The sequence below is a fragment of the Gordonia sp. NPDC003585 genome, from assembly GCF_040610755.1.
Taxonomy (GTDB): Bacteria; Actinomycetota; Actinomycetes; order Mycobacteriales; family Mycobacteriaceae; genus Gordonia.
Genome location: NZ_JBEXMX010000087.1, coordinates 1 through 21909, shown reverse-complemented (window position 1 = coordinate 21909; position 21909 = coordinate 1). Strand labels below are relative to the sequence as shown.

24 protein-coding genes and 1 pseudogene are annotated in these 21909 nt (G+C 66.4%); 21 read left to right on the top strand and 4 right to left on the bottom strand.

The features are described from left to right. The 8 genes and pseudogenes from ABZW74_RS20220 to dprA form a co-directional block, all read left to right on the top strand. Window positions 1–420: pseudogene (locus tag ABZW74_RS20220) on the top strand (hypothetical protein); the annotation flags it as partial. Between the two features lie 884 nt (window positions 421–1304). Further along, window positions 1305–1646: a 50S ribosomal protein L19 gene (gene rplS, locus ABZW74_RS20215; RefSeq protein WP_240856870.1), complete on the top strand. Its 342-nt coding sequence runs from the start codon at window positions 1305–1307 to the stop codon at window positions 1644–1646. 105 nt (window positions 1647–1751) lie between these two features. Then, on the top strand, window positions 1752–2582 hold the full coding sequence (gene lepB, locus ABZW74_RS20210) for a signal peptidase I (RefSeq protein ID WP_240857023.1): 831 nt from the start codon (window positions 1752–1754) through the stop codon (window positions 2580–2582). A gap of 7 nt (window positions 2583–2589) precedes the next feature. After that, the gene (locus ABZW74_RS20205) at window positions 2590–3276 is read left to right on the top strand and encodes a ribonuclease HII (RefSeq protein ID WP_240856871.1); all 687 of its coding nucleotides are present in this window, start codon (window positions 2590–2592) and stop codon (window positions 3274–3276) included. After that, on the top strand, window positions 3273–3584 hold the full coding sequence (locus tag ABZW74_RS20200; protein ID WP_240856872.1) for a DUF2469 domain-containing protein: 312 nt from the start codon (window positions 3273–3275) through the stop codon (window positions 3582–3584). Before ABZW74_RS20205 ends, ABZW74_RS20200 begins: the two co-directional genes overlap by 4 nt. A 123-nt stretch (window positions 3585–3707) precedes the next feature. After that, on the top strand, window positions 3708–4121 hold the full coding sequence (locus tag ABZW74_RS20195) for a YraN family protein (RefSeq protein WP_240856873.1): 414 nt from the start codon (window positions 3708–3710) through the stop codon (window positions 4119–4121). Window positions 4122–4126: 5 nt separating this feature from the next. After that, window positions 4127–5647, top strand: a complete 1521-nt coding sequence (locus tag ABZW74_RS20190; protein ID WP_355278819.1) for a YifB family Mg chelatase-like AAA ATPase — start codon at window positions 4127–4129, stop codon at window positions 5645–5647. Further along, entirely contained in the window at window positions 5644–6771 is a 1128-nt protein-coding gene (gene dprA / locus ABZW74_RS20185; protein WP_355278816.1) for a DNA-processing protein DprA, read from the top strand. Before ABZW74_RS20190 ends, dprA begins: the two co-directional genes overlap by 4 nt. Before the next feature lie 33 nt (window positions 6772–6804). On the opposite strand, the gene ABZW74_RS20180 is transcribed toward dprA, so the two are convergent. Further along, window positions 6805–7395, bottom strand: coding sequence for a TetR/AcrR family transcriptional regulator (locus tag ABZW74_RS20180; protein ID WP_240856876.1), 591 nt, complete (start codon window positions 7393–7395; stop codon window positions 6805–6807). A 203-nt stretch (window positions 7396–7598) separates the two neighbouring features. Here ABZW74_RS20180 and ABZW74_RS20175 point away from each other — a divergent pair, with 203 nt between their 5' ends. Then, window positions 7599–8483: a siderophore-interacting protein gene (locus ABZW74_RS20175; RefSeq protein ID WP_240856877.1), complete on the top strand. Its 885-nt coding sequence runs from the start codon at window positions 7599–7601 to the stop codon at window positions 8481–8483. Window positions 8484–8520: 37 nt separating this feature from the next. Beyond that, a complete protein-coding gene (locus ABZW74_RS20170) occupies window positions 8521–9447 on the top strand; it encodes a tyrosine recombinase XerC (protein WP_355278812.1) in 927 nt (308 codons plus the stop codon). Between the two features lie 10 nt (window positions 9448–9457). On the opposite strand, the gene ABZW74_RS20165 is transcribed toward ABZW74_RS20170, so the two are convergent. Continuing rightward, entirely contained in the window at window positions 9458–9928 is a 471-nt protein-coding gene (locus tag ABZW74_RS20165; protein ID WP_355278824.1) for a M23 family metallopeptidase, read from the bottom strand. A gap of 341 nt (window positions 9929–10269) precedes the next feature. Here ABZW74_RS20165 and rpsB point away from each other — a divergent pair, with 341 nt between their 5' ends. From rpsB to ABZW74_RS20140, 5 genes are all read left to right on the top strand, one after another. After that, entirely contained in the window at window positions 10270–11088 is an 819-nt protein-coding gene (rpsB, locus tag ABZW74_RS20160; RefSeq protein ID WP_240856879.1) for a 30S ribosomal protein S2, read from the top strand. 96 nt (window positions 11089–11184) lie between these two features. Beyond that, window positions 11185–12009 carry a translation elongation factor Ts gene (tsf, locus tag ABZW74_RS20155; RefSeq protein WP_355278809.1) on the top strand — a complete coding sequence of 275 codons (825 nt, stop codon included), beginning with the start codon at window positions 11185–11187 and terminating at the stop codon, window positions 12007–12009. Between the two features lie 160 nt (window positions 12010–12169). Next, window positions 12170–12910 carry a UMP kinase gene (gene pyrH / locus ABZW74_RS20150; RefSeq protein WP_240856881.1) on the top strand — a complete coding sequence of 247 codons (741 nt, stop codon included), beginning with the start codon at window positions 12170–12172 and terminating at the stop codon, window positions 12908–12910. 57 nt (window positions 12911–12967) lie between these two features. Then, the gene (frr, locus tag ABZW74_RS20145; RefSeq protein ID WP_240856882.1) at window positions 12968–13525 is read left to right on the top strand and encodes a ribosome recycling factor; all 558 of its coding nucleotides are present in this window, start codon (window positions 12968–12970) and stop codon (window positions 13523–13525) included. Between the two features lie 92 nt (window positions 13526–13617). Then, window positions 13618–14415, top strand: coding sequence for a phosphatidate cytidylyltransferase (locus ABZW74_RS20140; RefSeq protein ID WP_240857025.1), 798 nt, complete (start codon window positions 13618–13620; stop codon window positions 14413–14415). Between the two features lie 348 nt (window positions 14416–14763). Here ABZW74_RS20140 and ABZW74_RS20135 read toward each other — a convergent pair whose 3' ends face one another. Then, window positions 14764–15165 carry a lipopolysaccharide assembly protein LapA domain-containing protein gene (locus tag ABZW74_RS20135; RefSeq protein ID WP_240856883.1) on the bottom strand — a complete coding sequence of 134 codons (402 nt, stop codon included), beginning with the start codon at window positions 15163–15165 and terminating at the stop codon, window positions 14764–14766. Between the two features lie 30 nt (window positions 15166–15195). On the opposite strand from ABZW74_RS20135, the gene rlmN reads away from it, so the two are divergent. Next, a complete protein-coding gene (gene rlmN, locus ABZW74_RS20130; protein WP_355278804.1) occupies window positions 15196–16302 on the top strand; it encodes a 23S rRNA (adenine(2503)-C(2))-methyltransferase RlmN in 1107 nt (368 codons plus the stop codon). A gap of 13 nt (window positions 16303–16315) precedes the next feature. Here rlmN and ABZW74_RS20125 read toward each other — a convergent pair whose 3' ends face one another. Continuing rightward, the gene (locus ABZW74_RS20125) at window positions 16316–16585 is read right to left on the bottom strand and encodes a DUF2631 domain-containing protein (RefSeq protein WP_240856885.1); all 270 of its coding nucleotides are present in this window, start codon (window positions 16583–16585) and stop codon (window positions 16316–16318) included. Between the two features lie 223 nt (window positions 16586–16808). Here ABZW74_RS20125 and puuE point away from each other — a divergent pair, with 223 nt between their 5' ends. The 5 genes from puuE to ABZW74_RS20100 form a co-directional block, all read left to right on the top strand. Further along, window positions 16809–17780, top strand: a complete 972-nt coding sequence (gene puuE / locus ABZW74_RS20120; protein ID WP_240856886.1) for an allantoinase PuuE — start codon at window positions 16809–16811, stop codon at window positions 17778–17780. 22 nt (window positions 17781–17802) lie between these two features. Further along, window positions 17803–18993, top strand: coding sequence for a 1-deoxy-D-xylulose-5-phosphate reductoisomerase (gene dxr, locus ABZW74_RS20115; protein ID WP_240856887.1), 1191 nt, complete (start codon window positions 17803–17805; stop codon window positions 18991–18993). Beyond that, window positions 18990–20216, top strand: coding sequence for a site-2 protease family protein (locus tag ABZW74_RS20110; protein ID WP_240856888.1), 1227 nt, complete (start codon window positions 18990–18992; stop codon window positions 20214–20216). Before dxr ends, ABZW74_RS20110 begins: the two co-directional genes overlap by 4 nt. A 59-nt stretch (window positions 20217–20275) precedes the next feature. Further along, entirely contained in the window at window positions 20276–21460 is a 1185-nt protein-coding gene (gene ispG, locus ABZW74_RS20105) for a flavodoxin-dependent (E)-4-hydroxy-3-methylbut-2-enyl-diphosphate synthase (RefSeq protein ID WP_240856889.1), read from the top strand. A gap of 41 nt (window positions 21461–21501) precedes the next feature. Continuing rightward, window positions 21502–21909 (top strand): DUF4081 domain-containing protein (locus ABZW74_RS20100; RefSeq protein ID WP_355278800.1); only part of this gene is annotated, 408 nt, incomplete at its 3' end.

Sequence of the window (21909 nt, the reverse complement as noted above, 5' to 3'; positions counted from 1 at the left end):
GGAGCCGGTGTCGCGGCTGGACGTGCGGCGAGCGGCACGTCGAACACAGCTGTGTCCTCGGAGGATCTCGAGACGACGGACCTCGTGTGGCTGCGGCGCCGTGCGGAACGGCTCGGTGCGTCGGTGGCGGCCGGCGTCGGCGGCTGGCTGCGCACCGCCGTCGGTCTGGGGGTCTCTGATCGGGGCCGCCGAGTGGTGGTGGTCGGCACCAACGATCCGCAGCCCTACCAGCGGCGGGGGATGACGCTCGCCGACGACGAGGCGCTGACCGCGGACGGGCGCGCGCCGGAACTCGCCGTCGTCGATCACATGCAGCGAACCGGTACCACCCCTCGGGCGGTCGCGTCGGCGACGCCGATGGCGCCTGGTGTCGTCTCCGCTCTGCGTGCCGCGGACGTCGCGATTGTCGGCCCTGACTGACTGACTCGAAGAGAGTTCGGTGACCGGGCGCGCTGACCTGGGCAAATACGTCGGAGTCGTGCTCGCAAAATCTAGGGGAAGAGTTTCTTCCCCGGGGTTCGGAGTCGTCCCCGAGAAATTTGTAGGGGAGGACTCTGAGGGTAGGGGACGAAGTTTCTTCCCCTACTTCTGCGGGTGCCGGGAGCGTGTGGCGCGTTCCGTGGAACGGGTCGATAAGCGGTCGCGGGCGCGAGGATGAAGGTGCTCGCGTTTCTCCCATGTGCTCGCAACTGCAGCATCGCGCGCAGATGGGAGACACGCGCGCAGATGTCGCCAGCACCCCTTGAGTGGGAAGTGTCCGCCGCTGAGGCGAATTGTCGGCGTGTCGCGATTTCAGAAACCGCGTGTCTGGTGAGAAACCCGGTGCGCACCAGCGGTTTCCGGCCAAACTGGCGGTTTCTGGCCACGAATGCGGTTTCTACGACGAGACCGCGCTCTTCCCGCCTCCACGATCGCCGCCGCAGGCGGCGGGTGGGTCGCTGACTCGAAGAGTACTGCTTTCGGCCTCCTGAACTGCGGAAACATGAAGGCACCGGTTGTCGCGGACACGGCCGGTGGGTCGATGATCCGAAGAGTTCGTTGACAGCCCTCTGAACTGCGGGAATCGATACGAGCCGGCCCAGTCGAGTGCATAGCGCATGTGGTCGAGCTGGTTGCCGTCTCGGCGATTTCGTCGGAGGCGGGTTCCTCTGGCACAATAGTCGGGTTGCCTGACGCAGGTACCGCATGCGCGGACACTGCCCAGGCGCACCACACGACTCGGAGCACGAACCGGTCGAGCCCATCTCAGCATGGACCGCCAGGTTCCTCTACTCATCGTTCACGCCAGAACAGGACCACGACCAATGAACACCCTTGACTTCCTCGACAAGCAGTCGCTGCGCGACGACATCCCCGACTTCGCCCCCGGCGACACCCTCGACGTTCACGTCAAGGTGATCGAGGGCAGCAAGGAGCGCGTGCAGGTGTTCAAGGGCGTCGTGATCCGGCGCCAGGGCGGCGGCGTGCGCGAGACCTTCACCGTGCGCAAGGTGTCCTTCGGTGTGGGCGTGGAGCGTACCTTCCCGGTGCACAGCCCCAACATCGCGAAGATCGATGTCGTCACCCGCGGTGACGTGCGTCGTGCGAAGCTCTACTACCTGCGCGATCTGCGCGGCAAGGCAGCCAAGATCAAGGAAAAGCGCTGACGCGTCTAACCTGACGACGTGGCCGACACGCACAGCACAGACGACGACGGGACCAACCCCGACCCGGTTCGAGATGATGTCACTGCCGACGCCGAACCGACGCGCATCGATCCGGACAACTCTGCGGCGAACGCCGCCGCCGATCCGGACGCCGAAGCAGGCGAGAAGCGTCCGTGGCGCCTGAAGAGTGACACCGACGACGACGAGAAGAAGTCGGGCAAGTCGGGATCATTCCTGCGCGAGGTCGCGATCATCATCGCGTGCGTGCTGCTGCTCACCTGGGTGCTCCAGACCTTCGTCGGCCGTCAGTACGTGATCCCGTCGGAGTCGATGGAGGAGACCCTCATCGGTTGTGAGGGCTGCACCAACGATCGCATCGTCATCGACAAGATGACCTATCGGTTCGGCGATCCCGAACCGGGCGACGTCGTCGTCTTCAAGGCACCTTCCGAGTCATGGTCGGGCAGTTGGATATCACCTCGCTCGACCAACCCGGTGATCAAGCGGTTCCAGGACGGTCTGTCCTGGTTCGGGTTTGCGCCACCGGACGAGAACAATCTCGTGAAGCGGGTGATCGCCGTCGGTGGTCAAACCGTGGAATGCCACAACGCCGAGGGTGTCGGCGTCAAGGTCAACGGCAAACCACTGCACGAGCCGTACATCAATCAAGAGCTCCAAGCGCAGAATCCTGGCATCCAGGGGCCCGATGGCAAGCCGGTGCCCTGCTATGGCGAGGACTTCGGGCCGGTGACGGTGCCCGACGGCAATGTGTGGGTGATGGGCGACAACCGGGGCAACTCGGCGGACTCGCGCTACCACATGGAGGACCAGTACCACGGCACCGTGCCGGTCGGCGACATCCGCGGCAAGGTCCGGTTCATCATTTATCCGTTCTCGCGGATCGGTGGTGTCGACGCGATCAACCCTCAGCAGTGAGGGTTCGATGAATCGCTGGCCGCCCCGTTTCCCGATTCGTCGGGCCGCTGCCCTGCGGACCTTCGAGTTCGCGCTGTACCGCAACGGACTCGGACCGGTGGCCGGCGTCGACGAGGCCGGTCGGGGCGCATGCGCTGGACCGCTCGTGGTGGCCGCCTGCGTTCTCAAACCCACCCAGCTCGCCTCCCTGGCAGATCTCGACGATTCCAAACGTCTCACCGAGCGCACCCGGGAGACGTTGTACCGCGCGGTGACCCGCTATGCGCACAGTTGGAGCGCAGTGATCATCGACGCCGCAGAGATCGACCGGATCGGTATTCACGTGGCCAACATCGAAGGCATGCGTCGTGCCGTCGCCGCCCTCGAGGTGACGCCCGGCTACGTTCTCTCCGACGGATTCGCGGTGCCGGGGCTCACTGCACCGTCGCTTCCGGTGATCGGCGGCGACGGCTCGGCTGCGTGCATAGCGGCCGCGAGCATCATCGCCAAGGTGACCCGCGACCGCATCATGGTGGCGATGGACACCGAGCTTCCGGGTTACGACTTCGCGGTGCACAAGGGATACAGCACCGCACACCACATGGCCTGCATCGACGTTGCCGGACCGTCGCCGCAGCACCGGATGTCCTACCGTAATGTTGCGTCCCGAGTGATCGCGGGCGGTGCAGTGCAGGGAGATAGGCTTACAGGATGAGTGCTGAGGATCTCGAGAAGTACGAAACCGAGATGGAACTCTCCCTGTACCGCGAGTACAAGGACATCGTCGGCCAGTTCACCTATGTGGTCGAGACCGAGCGGCGCTTCTACCTCGCGAACGCGGTGGACATGGTTCCGCGCAACACCGACGGTGAGATCTATTTCGAACTGCGGCTGAGCGACGCCTGGGTGTGGGACATGTACCGCCCGGCGCGGTTCGTCAAGCAGGTTCGGGTGATCACTTTCAAGGACGTCAACATCGAGGAACTCGAGAAGCCCGAACTGCGATTGCCCGACGAGCCGTGAGGAAGGGTCGCGTTCCGTCGGCGACCGTGGAGGCTGTTAACAGTCCGGCCTGAATCCACAGTTCGATGCACCGTGGGGTCACCCTGGCCGATCCATGCCGATCGGTCGGTCAGGATCTGGTGCATGACAGAAGACGTCGCACCGCAACGCCCTAGAGGTCGCAATGATCGCCGCCGACTTGTGGGTCGGATCGGCGAGGATGTGGCCGCCGAGTTCGTCACCGCACGCGGGTGGCGGGTGCTGGATCGCAACTGGCGCAACCGCTATGGCGAACTCGACCTGATCGCGGCGCAGGGTCGGGTGCTGGTGGTCGTCGAGGTCAAGACCCGCGCGAGCCGGACCTACACCGATCCGGTGGCCGCGGTGACACCGCAGAAGCTGTCCCGGATGCGGCGACTCATCCGGATGTGGCTGGCCGAGAACGGTCACGGGTGGGAGCAGATCCGATTCGACGTGATATCGATCCAACTCGATCCGCGCGATCCGGAGGACACCGCGGCCGCCGCGGTCCGCCATCATCGCGGCGTCTTCGCCTGATCGCCATGCGGCAGATGGGATTCGGCCACACCTATTCGGTGGCGCTCAACGCCTTTGCGGCCACCGGCATCGAGATCCAGGCCAACTCGGGTCAGGGTTTGCCCGGCTTCACGATTCACGGTCACGTCGACGCCGCGCTGCGCGAGGCCAAGGATCGGGTCCGGCCCGCGATCACCAACTCCAATTTCACCTTTCCCGATCTGAAGGTGACGGTGGCGTTGGCGCCCGCGGACCTTCCGAAGTCGGGGTCGTCCTTCGACCTGGGGATTGCCCTGGCGATTCTGGCCGCCACCGAGCAGGTGGCGACGACGCGGATACGGCACACGGTGTTCCTGGGTGAGCTCGGCCTCGACGGACGGCTGCGGCCGGTGCGCGGGGTCTTGCCGGCTCTCGTGAAGGCACGGGCTGCCGGGTTCACCCATGCGGTGGTGCCTCGCCCCAACGTGGCAGAGGCGACGTTGGTCAGTGGCCTGGACATCGGCGGTGCGGACAGCCTTTCGGAGGTGGCGAGGTGGCTCGACGGAGATCATGTGCTCGACACCGTCGGCAGTGGCGAATGTGCCCCGCCGCCGGACATTCCGGACATGGCCGATGTGGTCGGGCAGGTCCAGGCGCGGCATGCACTCGAAATCGCCGCTGCGGGAGCCCATCACGTTCTGATGACCGGACCTCCGGGAATCGGAAAGACGATGCTCGCACGTCGACTGCCGGGAATTCTGCCGCCCCTCGGTGAAGAGGAGTCCCTGGAAGTGACCGCGATCCATTCGATTGCCGGAACGTTGCGCCCGGGGCATCCGTTGATCGTGGAGGCACCGTTCATCGCGCCGCACCACAGCACCTCGGTCACCGCCCTACTCGGCGGCGGTACCGGTATGGCGCGGCCCGGTGCGGTGTCCCGCGCGCATCGTGGAGTGTTGTTTCTCGACGAGTGTGCCGAGATGGGCCCCAAGGTGCTCGATTCCTTGCGGCAACCGCTCGAAGAAGGGGAGGTTCGGGTGTCGCGTCGGGACGGAGTGGCGAGCTATCCGGCGCGCTTTCAGCTGATCATGGCGGCCAACCCGTGTCCGTGCGCGCCTGCGCACGACGTCGATTGTGTCTGCTCGGCCCTCGTCCGCCGCCGGTACCTGGGCAAACTGTCCGGTCCACTGATGGACCGCATCGACATCCGGGTCCGGATGGATCCGCCGGGCAACACCGCCCTGATGACCACGATCGGCGAGGCGTCGGACATCATGCGGAATCGGGTGGCCGCGGCGCGGGCGGCTGCGGCCGATCGCTGGCGCGGGCATGGTTGGCTCACCAACGCCGAGGTGCCGGGTTCGGCTCTGCGTCAACAATTCCGTGTGTCGCCGGCGGCTCTGCGACCCATCGAACTCTTCCTGCGGGACGGACGGGTGACGGCACGCGGTGCGGATCGCGCATTGCGTCTCGGGTGGACCCTGTGTGATCTGCGCGGAGACGATTCGCCCACCGAAGACGATGTGGCGCAGGCACTCATGTTCCGCGACCGGGGAGCGAGCTGGTGATCGTCGACGAGGCCGGTCGGGCAGCCTGGGCGTACCTTGCGCGGGTCGCCGAGCCACCGTCGGCTCCGGTGATCGACCTCGTCGAGGCCCTCGGAGTGCTCGATGCGGCGCACGCCATCCGCAAGCGGTCGGTGCCGTCGGGCCACGACGCGGCCTTGCTCGCAACCGAGTCGCGCGCGGACGTCGATCGATCCCGCGCCGACCTCGACGATGCACAGCGGATCGGCGCCCGCCTCGTGACCCCCGATGACGACGAGTGGCCCGGATACGCACTATTGTCCTTGGCGACTGCTGATACGGCGGCGAGAGGTGGTGTGCCGCTGGCACTCTGGGTTCGGGGGCCGATGCGGCTCGATGACTTGACTCTGGCATCCGTGGCGCTCGTCGGGTCGCGTGCGGCGTCGTCGTACGGAGAGCATGTGACCGCGACTCTGGCATCGGGACTGTGTAGCAACGGTTTTGCCATCGTATCCGGGGGTGCTTTCGGCGTCGATGGTGTCGCGCACCGGGCTGCTCTCGGGTCGGCCGGGCAGACCGTGGCCGTGATGGCGTGCGGCATCGACCGCGACTATCCGGCGGCGCATACGCAGTTGCTGCGAGAGATCGCTCGAGTCGGTGCGGTGATCAGCGAGTATCCGCCGGGGACGACCGCCGCGAAGCACCGCTTTCTGACCCGCAATCGGTTGGTGGCAGCGCTCTCGGGTGCGACGGTCGTCGTAGAGGCGGGGCGACGGTCGGGCGCGGCCAACACGGCGGCCTGGGCGCGAAAGTTGGGGCGGCCGTTGGGCGCGGTTCCCGGACCCGTGACGTCGGCGACCTCGGTCGGATGTCATCGCATGATCGCCGATCAGCAGGCTGCCCTGGTCTACGACGTCGACGGTGTGATCGCGCTGGTACGTCCCGAGGGGAACGGCGACGCGCCGGGAGGACGTGGCCGGCCCACCGACGGGCTCAGCGACGAGCAGAAGCGGGTGCACGACGCGATTCCCGGTCGCGGAGCGGTGACGCTCGCGGAGATCGCCGTCTCGTCCGGTCTCGACCTGCCGGCCGTGCGGTCGGCGTTGGCCGCTCTCGACGTCGCGGGTCTGGTGGCCGCCGATGGTGGTGGATGGTGTCTGGCGTGAGTGATTGCGCGGGTGGTCCCCCGACTCGTCGGATCAAGGTCGGGTCAGCAGATCGATGACGATGCTCACGTGTTCGTCGGTGAACTCGGCGAAGTGGTCCGGCGCTCGGCGTGCGTGGACGTATCCGATTCCGGCATAGTGCAGGGCCGACGCGCGGGCATGCACCTGGTCGTCGGTGAAACCGAGTTCGCGCATCGCGTCGGTGACGACGGCATGGACCCGTTCTTCGAGGTGCTTCACTGACTCCGCCATGATCTCGTCGACCTCGGCCCACCGTCCAAGCGCTGCCTGCGCCTGCCGGCGTCGCGGTTCGACGATCATTTTGCTCATCGCGATCAGCCGCTCGCGCGGAGGTCGTGCCGACAGATCGTCGAGGTGGGTCAGAATCGAGCTGTACGAGTCGGCGCAACGCTGCGCGAGCGCGGTCTTGAGGGCGGCGATGTCGGCGAAATGCCAGTAGAAGCTGCCCTTGGTGACACCGAGCATCGAGCTCAACCGTGAGATCTTGACCGCATCGATGCCTTCGTCCACCAGGAGTCGCATTCCGGCGGAGAGCCAGTCATCGGGGCTCAGTCGCTGGGCGCCGAGGCGTGTGCCGCGTCGCGGCGCTGTGACGTCGGGCATTGAAACCTCCGGCGGGCGGCCCGCCTACAGATATTAACCAGTGTGGATCTTGTAATGAATCTACTTAATCGCCCGACTGTGTGTGATCGTTACACAGATTGGACGCTTGACCAAGGACTCTCAGCAACCCGACAGGTTAGGGGGGCCTAAGTCGCCGGTGTTTCGCGCGTACGCTGGACAGCGACTTACCACCAGGAGGTGTGATGGCCAAGCGCGTCAACACGATGACGGTCCAACGGACCGAGCGGCTCAGCCCGCATTTCGTCCGGGTATATCTCGGCGGCGACGGATTCAACGATTTCGAGCCCGCCATCGGGTCGTCGGGCAAGCCCGACACGGACATGTACGTGAAGCTCGTCTTCACTCCCGAGGGCGTCGAATACCCCGAACCCTTCGATCCTCAGGCGCTCCGCAAGACGCTGCCACCGGAGCAGCAACCGGTGCTGCGTACCTACACGGTCCGCTCGATCGATGCCGCGCAGCGAGAAATCGCCGTCGATTTCGTCGTACACGGTGACGAGGGCATCGCCGGCCCGTGGGCGGCGCGAGTTCAACCCGGCGAGACCGTCCGATTCCTCGGCCCGGGCAGCGGCTACCAGCCCAAGGCCGATGCGCCCTGGCATCTGCTCGCCTGCGACGAGGCCGGGTTGCCTGCGGTGGCGGCGGCTCTCGAAGCCCTGCCCGGCGATGCCATCGCGAAGGTCTTCATCGAGGTCGCCGGGCCGGAGGACGAGCTCCCGATCACCGCGCCATCCGGAGCCGAGGTGGTGTGGGTGCACCGGGGCGGCCCGGCCGGCGAGGTCGGTGACGAACTTGCCGGCGACAACGCTCCACTGATCGCCGCCGTCCGCGAGGCGCAGTGGCTCGACGGCGAGCCGCAGGTCTTCATCCACGGCGAGGCGCAGGCTGTCATGCACAATCTGCGCGGCTACATCCGCAAGGAACGCGGGGTGAGCGCCGCCAACGCCTCGATCTCGGGCTACTGGCGCCGAGGGCGGACCGAAGAAGGGTTCCGTCAGTGGAAGGCGCAGTTGCGTGAAGCCGAAGACGGGGGAGCGCAGCAACTCGCCGGCGCCAAGCGCGGCTAGGGCACTGGCTCCGCCACGATCGGGTCACGACGGGTGTGTGCGCTTGCGGGCCGGCAGCGCCCCGGGTTGTCTCGTCGGTGTGCTGGATGATTTCGCGGAGTACCTGCGCCTGGAAAAGGGGCGAAGCGAACACACCGTGCGCGCGTACGTGGGTGACGCACGCGGCCTGATCGCCTTCGCCGGTGCGCGCGGCGTCGCGGTCTCCGACATCGGACTCGACCTCCTGCGGGCGTGGCTCGCCGAGCACACCCGTCGGGGTGCGGCCCGTACGACCATCGCGCGGCAGGTGTCGTCGGTGAAGACCTTCTGTGCCTGGGCCACGCGAGAGGGTTGGCTGGCCGACGATCCCTCACAGCGGCTGCGTGCCCCCAAGGCGCATCGCACCCTGCCGGGTGTCCTGGCGCCGGCCCAAGCGGATTCTGCCATTGCGTCGACAACTGTCGACCGGCCCGACGATGATCCGATTGCGTTGCGGGACAAAGTGATCCTTGAGCTCCTCTACGCAAGTGGTATCCGGGTGGGCGAGTTGTGCGGACTCGACGTCGACGATGCCGACCGCCACCGACGAGTGCTGAGGGTGATCGGCAAGGGCGACAAGGAACGCACTGTTCCCTACGGTGAGCCCGCCGACCAGGCACTTGGCCGGTGGCTACAGTTGGGCCGGCCGTCGCTGGCCGGACCGGCTTCCGGTAGCGCGCTGCTGCTCGGTGCCCGTGGCGGCCGCCTGGACCAGCGGATGGCGCGGACGGTGGTCACGCGGGCGGTCGAGGCGGCAGGCGGGCCCGCAATGGGTCCGCATGGCCTTCGCCACAGCGCGGCGACACACTTGCTCGAAGGTGGCGCCGACCTGCGGGTCGTGCAGGAGTTGCTCGGCCATTCGTCGTTGGCCACCACGCAGATCTACACCCACGTCAGCGTCGAACGACTGCGCGCGGTGCACAGGCAGGCGCATCCCCGGGCGTGACGGACTGCCCTCACGAGTCGGGCTGCACCGGTTTCAGCCGGACCCGGACCGCGCCGATCAACCCGAGCGGATCGAGGTAGCGCGCGGTCCGACCGGCTCCGAGTCGTGCGCCCCAGTGCAGGCATACGGCGACCGGGCATTCCGGATGGCCGGCGAGGACGGTCCCGATCGGGTCGCCGCGTCCGACATGATCGCCCGGTGAGACGGTCGGCGTGACAGGCTCGTAGGTGGTGATCACCCCGTCGGGGTGCTGGATCGACACCACCGGACGGTCGGCCACCTCGCCGGCGAAACGGACCAACCCGGCCCCTGCGGCGAGCACCGGCGCCCCCGTGGTCGCGGCGAGATCGACACCTCGGTGCCCGGCCTGCCAGCGGTGTTCGGGGGCGTCGAACCCGCGTACGACCGTCGGGCGTGGCGTCAACGGCACCGAATACTGCCTGGGGCCCGCCGCGACCGCGGCCGGCACGAGCCACAGCAGGACGACGGCGATCACCACCTCCACGACGGCCGTCACGAGCCAGGCCGACAGGGTGATGCGGTGTGGTGTGCTCACACAGGTTCGACGCCGCGGCGGCCGGTTCGGATCCGTGTGGAGGCGTTTTGGTTTTGCGGCCTCGACCGGCGTAAACTCGTTGCCGCACCTCACCGGCGTCGTAGTCAACGACTTCGTGGGGTGACTTCGCGCGCCTGAATCGCGAGATGCGAGCACGCCGTGTGAGCAGTCCCGGCCGGATTTCCGGAGCGGGTTTCACCGGCCTCAGGCGCCAGGATCGATCACCGCCGGTGATCGATGTCAACTGCACACAAAGGAATCGACTCATGGCTGTTGTGACCATGAAGCAGCTGCTGGACAGCGGCGCGCACTTCGGGCATCAGACCCGCCGTTGGAATCCGAAGATGAAGCGGTTCATCTTCACCGACCGCAACGGCATCTACATCATCGACTTGCAGCAGACGCTGACCTACATCGACAAGGCGTACGAGTTCGTCAAGGAGACCGTCGCCCACGGCGGCACCATCCTCTTCGTCGGTACCAAGAAGCAGGCGCAGGAGTCCATCGCCGCCGAGGCCACCCGCGTCGGTATGCCGTATGTGAACCAGCGCTGGCTCGGTGGCATGCTCACCAACTTCTCGACCGTCCACAAGCGCCTGCAGCGTCTGAAGGAACTCGAGACCATGGAGCAGACCGGCGGCTTCGAGGGACGTACCAAGAAGGAAATCCTCATGCTCACGCGTGAGAAGAACAAGCTCGAGCGCACCCTTGGTGGTATCCGGGACATGGCCAAGGTGCCATCCGCCGTTTGGGTGGTGGACACCAACAAGGAGCACATTGCTGTCGGTGAGGCACGCAAGCTCAACATCCCCGTCATCGCCATCCTCGACACCAACTGCGACCCCGATCTCGTCGACTACCCGATCCCGGGCAACGACGACGCGATCCGCAGTGCTGCCCTGCTGACCCGCGTGGTCGCGTCGGCGGTCGCCGAGGGCGTGCAGGCACGGGCCGGCCAGTCCGCCGACGACTCCAAGCCGGAGGCCGGTGGCGGCGAGCCGCTCGCCGAGTGGGAGCAGGAACTGCTGACGCAGGCCGCAGCTCCGGCAGGCGACGCCGCAACCGAGTCGAGCGCCGCACAGTAGCTCGATCGTGGCCGGACGACTCACTGGTCGTCCGGCCCCGAGATCTTCATGTCTGCAGATCTCGACAACACTCGTGAAGAAGGAGGCTCGCCAACGATGGCGAACTACACCGCAGCCGATGTGAAGCGTCTCCGCGAACTCACCGGCTCTGGAATGCTGGACTGCAAGAACGCACTCGCGAACAACGACGGTGATTTCGACAAGGCCGTCGAGGAACTGCGCATCAAGGGTGCCAAGGACGTCGGCAAGCGCGCCGAGCGGTCGACTGCCGAGGGGCTCGTGGCCGCCAAGGACGGAGCGCTCATCGAGATCAACTCGGAGACCGACTTCGTCGCCAAGAACGCCGAGTTCCAGACGCTCGCCGACCAGATCGTCGAGGCAGCCGCGGCCGCCAAGACCAGCGACGTCGACGAGCTGAAGAAGGCTGCGCTGGGCAGCGGAACCGTCGACGAGGCGGTGGCTGCGCTCTCGGCCAAGATCGGCGAGAAGCTCGAACTGCGCCGCGTCGCCTACTACGACGGACCTGTCGCCGTCTACCTGCACAAGCGTGCGTCGGACCTGCCGCCGGCCGTCGGCGTGCTCGTCTCCTACAACGGTGACGGCGAAGCTGCTGCGGACGCCGCTCGCGGTGCTGCCATGCAGGTGGCCGCGCTGAAGGCACGTTACGCCACCCGCGAGGAGGTGCCGGCCGACGTCGTCGAGAACGAGCGACGCATCGCCGAGCAGACCGCCAAGGAAGAAGGCAAGCCGGAGAAGGCACTCCCGAAGATCGTGGAGGGCCGGGTCAACGGGTTCTACAAGGACGTCGTGCTGCTCGATCAGCCGTCGGTCCAGGATTCCAAGAAGACCGTCAAGGCGCTTCTCGACGATGCCGGTGTGACCGTCAACGGTTTCGTCCGCTTCGAGGTCGGCCAGGCCTGATCACGTAGACACCGTCACGGCCCCGTGGTTCACCGTTCCCGGTGGCCACGGGGCCGTTGCGTATCGCGGGACGCTCACCTCGGCCGGGGTGTCACGAGCGCAACGCGGTGGCGCCTAAGATGATCTGCAGATAAATGACCGCCGACGAGTGAGGAAATCGATGAGCGAAGGCCCCCAGGTTCAGCAGTCCGATCGTGCGGGTTTCCACCGGGTCCTGCTCAAGCTCGGCGGCGAGATGTTCGGCGGCGGCGAAGTGGGTCTCGACCCCGATGTCGTGGCGACGGTCGCCGACCAGATCGCCGACGTCGTCGCAAGCGGCGTGCAGGTCGCCGTGGTCATCGGTGGGGGTAATTTCTTCCGCGGTGCGGAATTGCAGCAGCGCGGTCTCGACCGGTCGCGTTCGGACTACATGGGCATGCTCGGCACCGTGATGAACTGCCTTGCCCTGCAAGACTTTCTCGAGAAGCGCGGGGTCACGACGCGCGTGCAGACCGCGATCACGATGGGGCAGGTCGCCGAGCCATATCTGCCGCTGCGCGCCCAACGGCATCTGGAGAAGGGTCGCGTCGTGATTTTCGGAGCCGGTATGGGCATGCCCTACTTCTCCACCGACACGACCGCTGCGCAACGCGCTCTGGAGATCAAGGCCGAGGTCGTGCTGATGGCCAAGGCGGTCGACGGCGTGTACAGCTCCGATCCGCGGACCGATCCCGACGCGACGCTGTACCGCGAGATCACTCACCGCGAAGTTCTCGACAAGGAACTCAAGGTCGCCGATGCGACGGCGTTCAGTCTGTGTATGGACAACAAGATGCCGATCCTGGTGTTCAATTTGCTCCAAGAGGGAAACATTGCTCGCGCCGTCGCGGGCGAGCAGATCGGCACCCTGGTGAGCACATGAGCGGCCAGTACCAGCACATCCGAGTCAGGCCTGAGACGAAATGAAACGGGGACGAGCATGATCGACGACGCGTTGCTGGACGCCGAGGAGAAGATGGAGAAGGCGGTGTCGGTCGCCAAGGACGACATGGGCTCCATCCGGACCGGGCGCGCGAATCCGGCGATGTTCAACAAGGTCAACATCGAGTACTACGGCACGATGACGCCGATCACGCAGGTCGCGTCGATCAACACACCGGAAGCACGACTCGTGGTGATCAAGCCGTACGAGGCGTCGACCCTCCGCGACATCGAGACCTCGATCCGCAATTCCGATCTCGGGGTCAATCCGACCAACGACGGCACCCTGATCCGCGTCTCGATTCCCCAGCTGACCGAGGATCGTCGCCGCGAGCTGGTCAAGCAGGCCAAGGCCAAGGGCGAAGACGCCAAGGTCGCCATCCGGAACGTGCGCCGGAAAGCGGTGGACGAACTGAAGCGGATCCAGAAGGACGGCGAGGCCGGCGAAGACGAGGTCACCCGCGCCGAAAAGGACCTCGACAAGACGACGGCCGGCTATGTGCACCAGGTCGACGAACTGGTGAAGCACAAAGAGAACGAATTGCTCGAGGTGTGAGCGCGGCCCCGCAACGACGCGGTGACCCCGGAACGCCACCGACGTCTGAGAAGCCCCAGGCCGAGAAGCCCAAGTCGCGGGCGGGCCGCGATCTGCCCGCGGCCATCGCCGTCGGGATGTCGCTCGGTGTCTCGATCATTCTGATCCTGCTGTTCGCGCCGCTGATCTGGTATCCCCTGGTCGCAGTGGCCTTCCTCGTGGCCACGTGGGAAGTCACCAAACGCCTGCGCGCCGGCGGCTACGACGTCGCGTTCTGGCCGTTGCTGCTCGGTGGGCAGGCGATCATCTGGTCGTCGTGGCCGTGGGGACAGACCGGCGCGATCGCTGCCTTCGCAGCGACGCTGCTGGTCATCATGGTGTGGAAGCTGCTCTCGCAGGGCCTTTCGCATGCGCCGCACAACTACCTGCAGGATCTTGCTGCATCGGTCCTGGTGCTGGCGTGGTTGCCGCTGCTGGCATCGTTCGGTGCCAACCTCGTGGTGCAGGACAATGGCGCCGCCCGGGTCGCGACCCTCATGATCGTCGTCGTCTGCTCGGATGTCGGCGGATACGCGGCCGGTGTTCTCTTCGGCAAACACCCGATGGCACCGGCGATCAGTCCCAAGAAGTCCTGGGAGGGCCTGGTCGGCTCGTTGCTGGTGGGCACGATCGGCGCCGTGTGCTCGGTGCTGTTCCTCCTGGACAGCCACTGGTGGGTCGGGGCTGTCCTGGGGCCGGTCCTGGTGGTCTGTGCGACCCTCGGTGACCTGGTGGAATCCCAGGTCAAACGCGACCTCGGCATCAAGGACATGGGCACTTTACTGCCCGGCCACGGCGGCATCATGGACCGACTCGACTCGCTGCTGCCGTCGGCTTTCGTGGTGTGGGCTGTGCTCACCGCGCTGCTCTGACCCGAGGGGTTAGGTGACCGGCCCCGCTGAGCTGGGCAAACACGATATCGTCGTGCCCGCAAAATCTAGGGGAAGAGTTTCTTCCCCGAGGTTCGTAGTCGTCCCCTAGGAAACTCTGGGGGAGGACTCCAAGGGTAGGGGAAGAAGTTTCTTCCCCTACTTTTTGTGGCGGATCGCGCCGACGACGCTCTTCCTGCCTCCACGATCGCCGCCGCAGGCGGCGGGTGGGTCACTGATCCGAAGATTACTGCTGGTGAGACGACACAGTCAGCTCACCAGGGGCGCGGGCTCGCACCTAGCCGGCGCTAGGCGGGCGGGAAGTTGCGCCCACCCGGAGGCGACGGTACTTCAGGCGTCGGGCCCGATCCGTTTGGCCTTCTTGAGTGCCCGGCTCATCTGGAACATCCGGAGTCCACCGACCAGGGCGACGATCAACGCACCCGCGATCGCCGCGATGAGCAGGCTGATGCCGACCGGGAAGTTGACGTCCCAGAAGATCAGGCTGATCTGCTGGCTCTCCAGGTTCTGCAGGATGAAGATGAGAAGGAAGACGAGGACGATCGTGCCGACGATCACACCCACCCACGATGCCCTGGCCCGCGTGTGCTCGACATCGGTGACGGTGCTGCGGATCTGGTCGCGTTGGTCGAGGAGCGCTTGGTGTTCGGCGTCGGGCGCAGGCAGGGGAGGGACGCCGGACCCGTCAGGTGCCTGCGGGTCGGGGCCGGGCGAGGGGTCTCGTGTCGTCATGGGTTCATCATGACATGCGACAATGGCGTCATGACGTCATTGCCACTCGTGTTCGACGCGCCCAAGAGAGGGCGGCCGCCGACACATTTCGCCGACCTGGACGCCCAGGCCCGGGTGGCAGCCGTCGCCGAGTTGGGTCTGCCCAAGTTCCGCGCGAACCAGCTGGCCCGCCAGTACTACGGGCGTCTCAACGGTGACGTCGCGGAGATGACCGATCTGCCCGCCGCGGCGCGTCCCTCGGTCGGTCAAGCGCTGTTCCCGCCGCTGCTGACCCCGGTCCGCCACATTTCCTGCGACGACGGCAGCACCCGAAAGACGTTGTGGCGACTGCACGACGGCACATTGCTGGAGAGCGTGTTGATGCGCTACCCGGATCGCAACACGCTGTGCATCTCGAGCCAGGCGGGCTGTGGAATGGCGTGTCCGTTCTGTGCGACCGGACAGGGCGGCCTCGATCGCAATCTCTCGACCGCGGAGATCGTCGACCAGGTGCGATGTGCTGCGAGATCGCTGCGCGACGGCGAGTTCGGCGAGCCGGGCCGCCTGTCCAACGTCGTGTTCATGGGTATGGGCGAGCCGCTGGCGAACTACAAGCGGGTGGTGAGCGCGGTGCGGCAGATCACCGCTCCGTCACCCGAAGGCCTCGGCATCTCGGCCCGTTCGGTCACGGTGTCGACCGTCGGACTCGCGCCCTCGATCCGGCGGCTTGCCGACGAAGGCCTCTCGGTGACGCTCGCAGTGTCGCTGCACACACCCGACGACGAGCTGCGCGACACGCTTGTGCCGGTCAACAACCGATGGTCCGTTCAGGAAGTGCTCGACGCTGCGCGCTACTACGCCGACACCACCGGCCGCCGCGTATCCATCGAATACGCACTGATCCGGGACGTCAACGACCAGCCGTGGCGGGCAGACATGTTGGGGGAGAAGCTGCGTCGTGCCCTGGGGTCATTGGTGCATGTGAATCTGATCCCGCTGAATCCGACCCCCGGATCGGAATGGGACGCCAGTCCCAAACCGGTCGAGCGAGAGTTCGTGCGACGCGTGCAAGAGCAGGGTGTGTCCTGCACCGTGCGCGACACCCGTGGGCAGGAGATAGCGGCTGCGTGCGGTCAGCTCGCAGCCGAAGAGCGCTGAGTGGAGTGAGGTCCTAGGACCACTTGCCGCGGTTCATGACCAGGCCGCGAATCACGAAGAACAGCAACAGCAGCGCGAAGCCGACGAGGTAGATGTCCTCGATGTGGCCGTGGTGATTGCCGATGATCATGGCGACGAGCGCCAGCGCGCAGATGACGCCGGCGATGTAGAAGGCCTTGGTGGCCTGGCCGTGCCAGCCGAAGCGTGCGGACGGAGCGTCGGCGGGTTCCCGAACCCAGCCGGTGTCGACGGTGTCGGTGTGCTCCACCTCAGTGCTTGCCACGGTGACTCCTCGCTGCGCGTCAGGTCTCTGACGATCGGTAGTAGTTCGCGAGATCAGCATAGCGGTAGCCAACTCCTACCCGCAGGCGAGGCGCCGTGTCGAGATCCGCCGGATCGAGCCGGCTCCGAGCCGTAGGCGAGGCGCCGTGTCGAGATCCGCCGGATCGAGCCGGCTCCGAGCCGTAGGCGAGGCGCCGTGTCGAGATCGATGACAGAATTCGGCCATGTTCCAGTCCCCGCGATCCCTCGCCGACTATCGAGCCGAACGGTATCCGCGCGACATGGTCGGCTACGGCGAGCACACTCCTGACCCGCAGTGGCCCGGCGACGCGCGAATCGCGGTGCAATTCGTCCTCAACTACGAGGAGGGTTCGGAGAACAACGTCCTCGAGAACGACCGGGGCAGCGAGACGTTCCTGTCGGAGATGGTCGGCGCGCAGTCGTTCCCGAACCGGCACATGAGCATGGAGTCGCTGTACGAGTACGGTTCCCGGGCGGGCGTGTGGCGCATCCTGCGTCTGTTCTCGCGACGCGATCTGCCGCTGACGATCTTCGCGGTCGCGCAGGCGATGGCCCGCAACCCGGAGGTGGCCGCGGCCTTTGTCGCGCGGGGTGACGAGATCGCCTGTCATGGCTACCGCTGGCTCAGCTACCAGATGGTCGACGCGAGGGTGGAGGCCGAGCACATGCAGGCGGCGATCTCGCTTCTCACCGAGATCACCGGGGAACGCCCGCTCGGCTGGTACACCGGCCGGGACTCGCCGAACACGCGCCGGCTCGTCGTCGAGCAGGGTGGATTCGTCTACGACTCCGACAGCTACGCCGACGATCTGCCCTACTGGGTGAAGGTGCCGCGGCAGGCCGACGGGGTCACCGACGTCGTCGATCACCTCGTGGTCCCGTACACGCTCGACACCAACGACATGCGGTTCTCTTCGCCAGGTGGGTTTCCGTCGGGCGAGCAGTTCTTCGCCCATCTGCGCGACGCGTTCGACGTGCTCTATCGCGAGGGCGCCGACGGGGCACCGAAGATGCTCTCGGTCGGTCTGCACTGCCGGCTCGTCGGACGTCCGGCCCGGCTGGCTGCGCTCGAACGCTTCCTCGATCACGTGCAATCGCATGAAGGGGTATGGATCACCCGGCGTATCGACATCGCCGAACACTGGCGCAAGGTGCATCCGGCCGCGCCCGCGTAAAACCGTGGTTCAGAATGGATGGGTGCCTACGCGTGTGCTCATTCTCGGTTCGACCGGTTCGATCGGTGTGCAGGCGCTGGAGGTGATCCGCGAACATCCCGACCGCTTCGAGGTCGTCGGCCTCGGTGCCGGCGGAGCCAACCTCGATGCGCTGGCCGAGCAGGCCGCCGAGTTCTCGATCCCGCCCGCCCGACTGGCCGTGGCCGACAAGGATGCTGCCGGGCACCTCGCCGACCGGCTCGGCGGGCCGGTTGCGGCCGGCCCCGATGCCATGTGTGAGCTGATCGATTCGACCGAGGCCGATGTGATTCTCAACGCGGTGGTCGGGTCGATCGGCCTGGCGCCGAGTCTTGCTGCACTGGCCACCGGGGCGCGCCTGGCACTGGCGAACAAGGAGTCCCTGGTCGCGGGTGGCTCGCTGGTGCTCGACGCTGCGGCTCCGGGACAGATCGTGCCGGTGGATTCCGAACACTCGGCGATCGCCCAGTGCCTGCGTGCGGGTACCGCCGCCGAGGTCGACCGCCTGGTCCTGACCGCGTCGGGCGGCCCGTTCCGGGGCTGGACGCGTGCGCAGCTCGAGGATGTCACCCCGGAACAGGCGGGCCGCCACCCGACGTGGTCGATGGGCCCGATGATCACCCTGAACTCGGCGACGCTGGTGAACAAGGCGCTCGAGGTCATCGAGGCCCACCTGCTGTTTGGCGTGGACTACGACCACATCGACGTGACGGTGCATCCCCAGTCGATCGTCCATTCGATGGTGACCTTCGTCGACGGCGCGACCATCGCGAAGGCGTCGCCGCCCTCGATGAAACTGCCGATCGCGCTCGCCCTCGGATGGCCCGACCGGGTGCCCGGGTCGTCGTCGGCGTGCGACTTCTCGACCGCCTCGCAATGGACGTTCGAGCCGGTCGACGACGAGGTGTTCCCGGCCATAGAGCTGGCACGCGCCGCCGGCACTCGCGGCGGCAGCATGACCGCGGTGTTCAACGCCGCGAACGAGGCCGCGGCCGCCGGGTTCTTCGACGGTGCGATCCGGTTTCCGCGCATCGTCGACATCGTGGCGCAGGTGCTCTCCGAGGCCGATCAGTGGTCATCGGCGCCGGGTAGTGTGGAAGAGGTCTTTGCAGCCGATCAGTGGGCCCGTGATCGCGCGGCGGTCCTGGTCGGAAGCGGTCCACACACGGTGGGCCCGGATGGAGTGGGTACGTGAGTTTCGCAATCGGTGTCATCCTGTTCGCGGTGACACTGCTGCTGTCGGTCGCCTGGCACGAGTGCGGCCACATGTGGGCGGCTCAGGCGACGGGCATGAAGGTCCGGCGCTACTTCGTCGGCTTCGGTCCCACGCTGTGGTCGACCCGCCGCGGCGAGACCGAGTACGGCTTCAAGGCACTGCCGTTCGGTGGGTTCTGCGACATCGCCGGCATGACTCCGCATGAGGAACTCACCGCCGACGAACGCGATCGGGCGATGTACAAGCAGAAGGCGTGGAAGCGTCTGGTCGTCCTCTTCGCCGGCCCGGCCCAGAACTTCCTGCTCGGTTTTGTACTGATCATCATCGTCGGGCTGAGTTTCGGTCTGCCCGATCTCAGTCCGCCTCCCACGCCGGCGCGGGTCGCCGAAACCAACTGTGTGTCATCGTCGATCGAGATCAAGGACAACAAGCAGACGCAGTCGCCCTGTGCCGGCGCCGGACCCGCCGCCGCGGCCGGATTGCTTCCCGGCGACGAGATCGTCGCCGTCAACGGCACGCCCGTCGACAAGGCCGCAGACCTGACGCCCGTCATCCGGGAGAGCACCGGTCCCATCGTGCTCACCGTCGAACGCGATGGTCGGCAGTTCGACGCGACGATGACGCCGCAGCCGGTCACGGTCACCGCCACCAGATCCGACGGAAGTGTCGAGACCCAGACCTACAACATGGTCGGCATCGCCTACGACGCCCCGCCGGCCGTCAAGGACTACAACGCGCTGACCATCGTGCCGGGCGCGCTGGTGTTCACCGGCGACCTGTTCCGCGCGACCTGGGACGCGTTGCTGAGCCTGCCGACCAAGATCGGCGCGCTCTGGACCGCGGTCACCGGCGGCGAGCGTTCGTTGGACACCCCGGTGAGCGTGTACGGGGCGTCCGTCCTCGGCGGTCAGGCCGTCGAACGCGGACTCTGGGACATGTTCTGGATTCTCCTGATCTCCATCAACTTCTTCCTCGGCATGTTCAACCTCATCCCGTTGCTTCCGCTCGACGGCGGACACATGGCGATCGTCGGCTACGAGAAGGGGCGCAACACCGTCCGGCGGTGGTTCGGCCGTGCACCCGGCGGGCCGGTCGACTACTTCAAGCTGATGCCGATCACCTACGCCGTGGTGATCGTCATGGGCGGTTTCATGGTGCTGACCCTGACCGCCGACATCATCAACCCCATCAATCCGTGGTGATCTCCCGGCCCGAGATCACCGACACTGCGACGACAACCGGCTCCTGAGGTGATACGACGATGAACGCGTCCACAGACTCCGCGATACCGATCGGGCTCGGCATGCCGGCGGGTCCGCCCCCGGTCCTCGCGCCGCGTCGCCGAACCCGGCAGATCCAGGTCGGAACGGTGGGCGTCGGCAGCGACCATCCGATCTCGGTGCAGTCGATGACGACCACCAAGACCCACGACATCAACGCCACCCTGCAACAGATCGCGCAACTGACCGCGTCGGGCTGCGACATCGTGCGCGTGGCCTGCCCGCGTCAAGAGGACGCCGACGCACTGCCGATCATCGCGAAGAAGTCGAAGATCCCGGTGATCGCCGACATCCACTTCCAGCCGAAATACATCTTTGCCGCGATCGACGCGGGCTGTGCCGCGGTGCGGGTCAATCCCGGAAACATCAAGGAGTTCGACGGCCGGGTCAAGGAGGTCGCCAAGGCCGCGGGCGAAGCGGGGATTCCCATTCGCATCGGGGTCAATGCCGGCTCGCTGGACAAGCGACTCATGCAGAAGTACGGCAAGGCCACACCCGAGGCGCTGGTGGAGTCGGCGCTGTGGGAAGCCGGCCTGTTCGAGGAACACGGCTTCGGCGACATCAAGATCTCGGTGAAACACAACGACCCGGTCATCATGGTCGAGGCGTATCGGCAGCTCGCGGCGCAGTGTGACTATCCGTTGCACCTCGGCGTCACCGAGGCCGGTCCCGCCTTCCAGGGCACCATCAAATCGGCCGTCGCCTTCGGTGCTCTGCTCAGCCAGGGCATCGGCGACACCATCCGCGTCTCGCTGTCGGCGCCGCCGGCCGAGGAGATCAAGGTCGGCGACCAGATCCTCCAGTCGCTCAACCTGCGGCCACGCAAGCTCGAGATCGTGTCCTGTCCATCGTGCGGGCGGGCGCAGGTCGACGTCTACAAGCTCGCCGACGCCGTGACCGCGGGCCTCGAGGGCATGGAGGTGCCGCTGCGCGTGGCCGTGATGGGATGCGTGGTCAACGGACCGGGCGAGGCCCGCGAGGCCGACCTGGGCGTGGCCTCTGGCAACGGCAAGGGACAGATCTTCGTCAAGGGTGAGGTCATCAAAACGGTCCCGGAAGCCGATATCGTCGAGACCTTGATCGAAGAAGCGCTGCGAATTGCCGAGGAATCGGGAGAAACTGGAGACGGTACGCAGGTCGGAGGACCGGTGGTGACCGTCTCCTAGACGGACAACCGGCCACAAGAGCGATGACGGGAGGATCGGCCGTGCTGAAGCTTCTGGGCGACCGGCCGCTCGGTGCGCGTGACGCACCCGTCGTCGAGCAGGTGCTGGCCACCGATCCGGTCGCGATGTGCATGGTCGCCGCCCGATTCGAGGTACACGGGATCACCCCGCGATTGCTCGGTGGTGAGATGTGGTCGGCCGCCGACCCCGTCACGTCCCTGTGCTTCTCCGGTGCCAACCTCATTCCGCTGATCGGTTCGCCCGACGACCTCGATTACTTCGCCGACCGCGCGATCGCGGCGCCGCGCGTCTGCTCGTCGGTGGTCGGGCGCGCGGAATTGGTCATGCCGATGTGGGAACAACTCGAGCTGGCGTGGGGTCCCGCACGCGAGGTGCGCGCGACGCAGCCGCTGCTCGCGCTGCCGGGACCGCCTGCGGTGCGTTCCGAT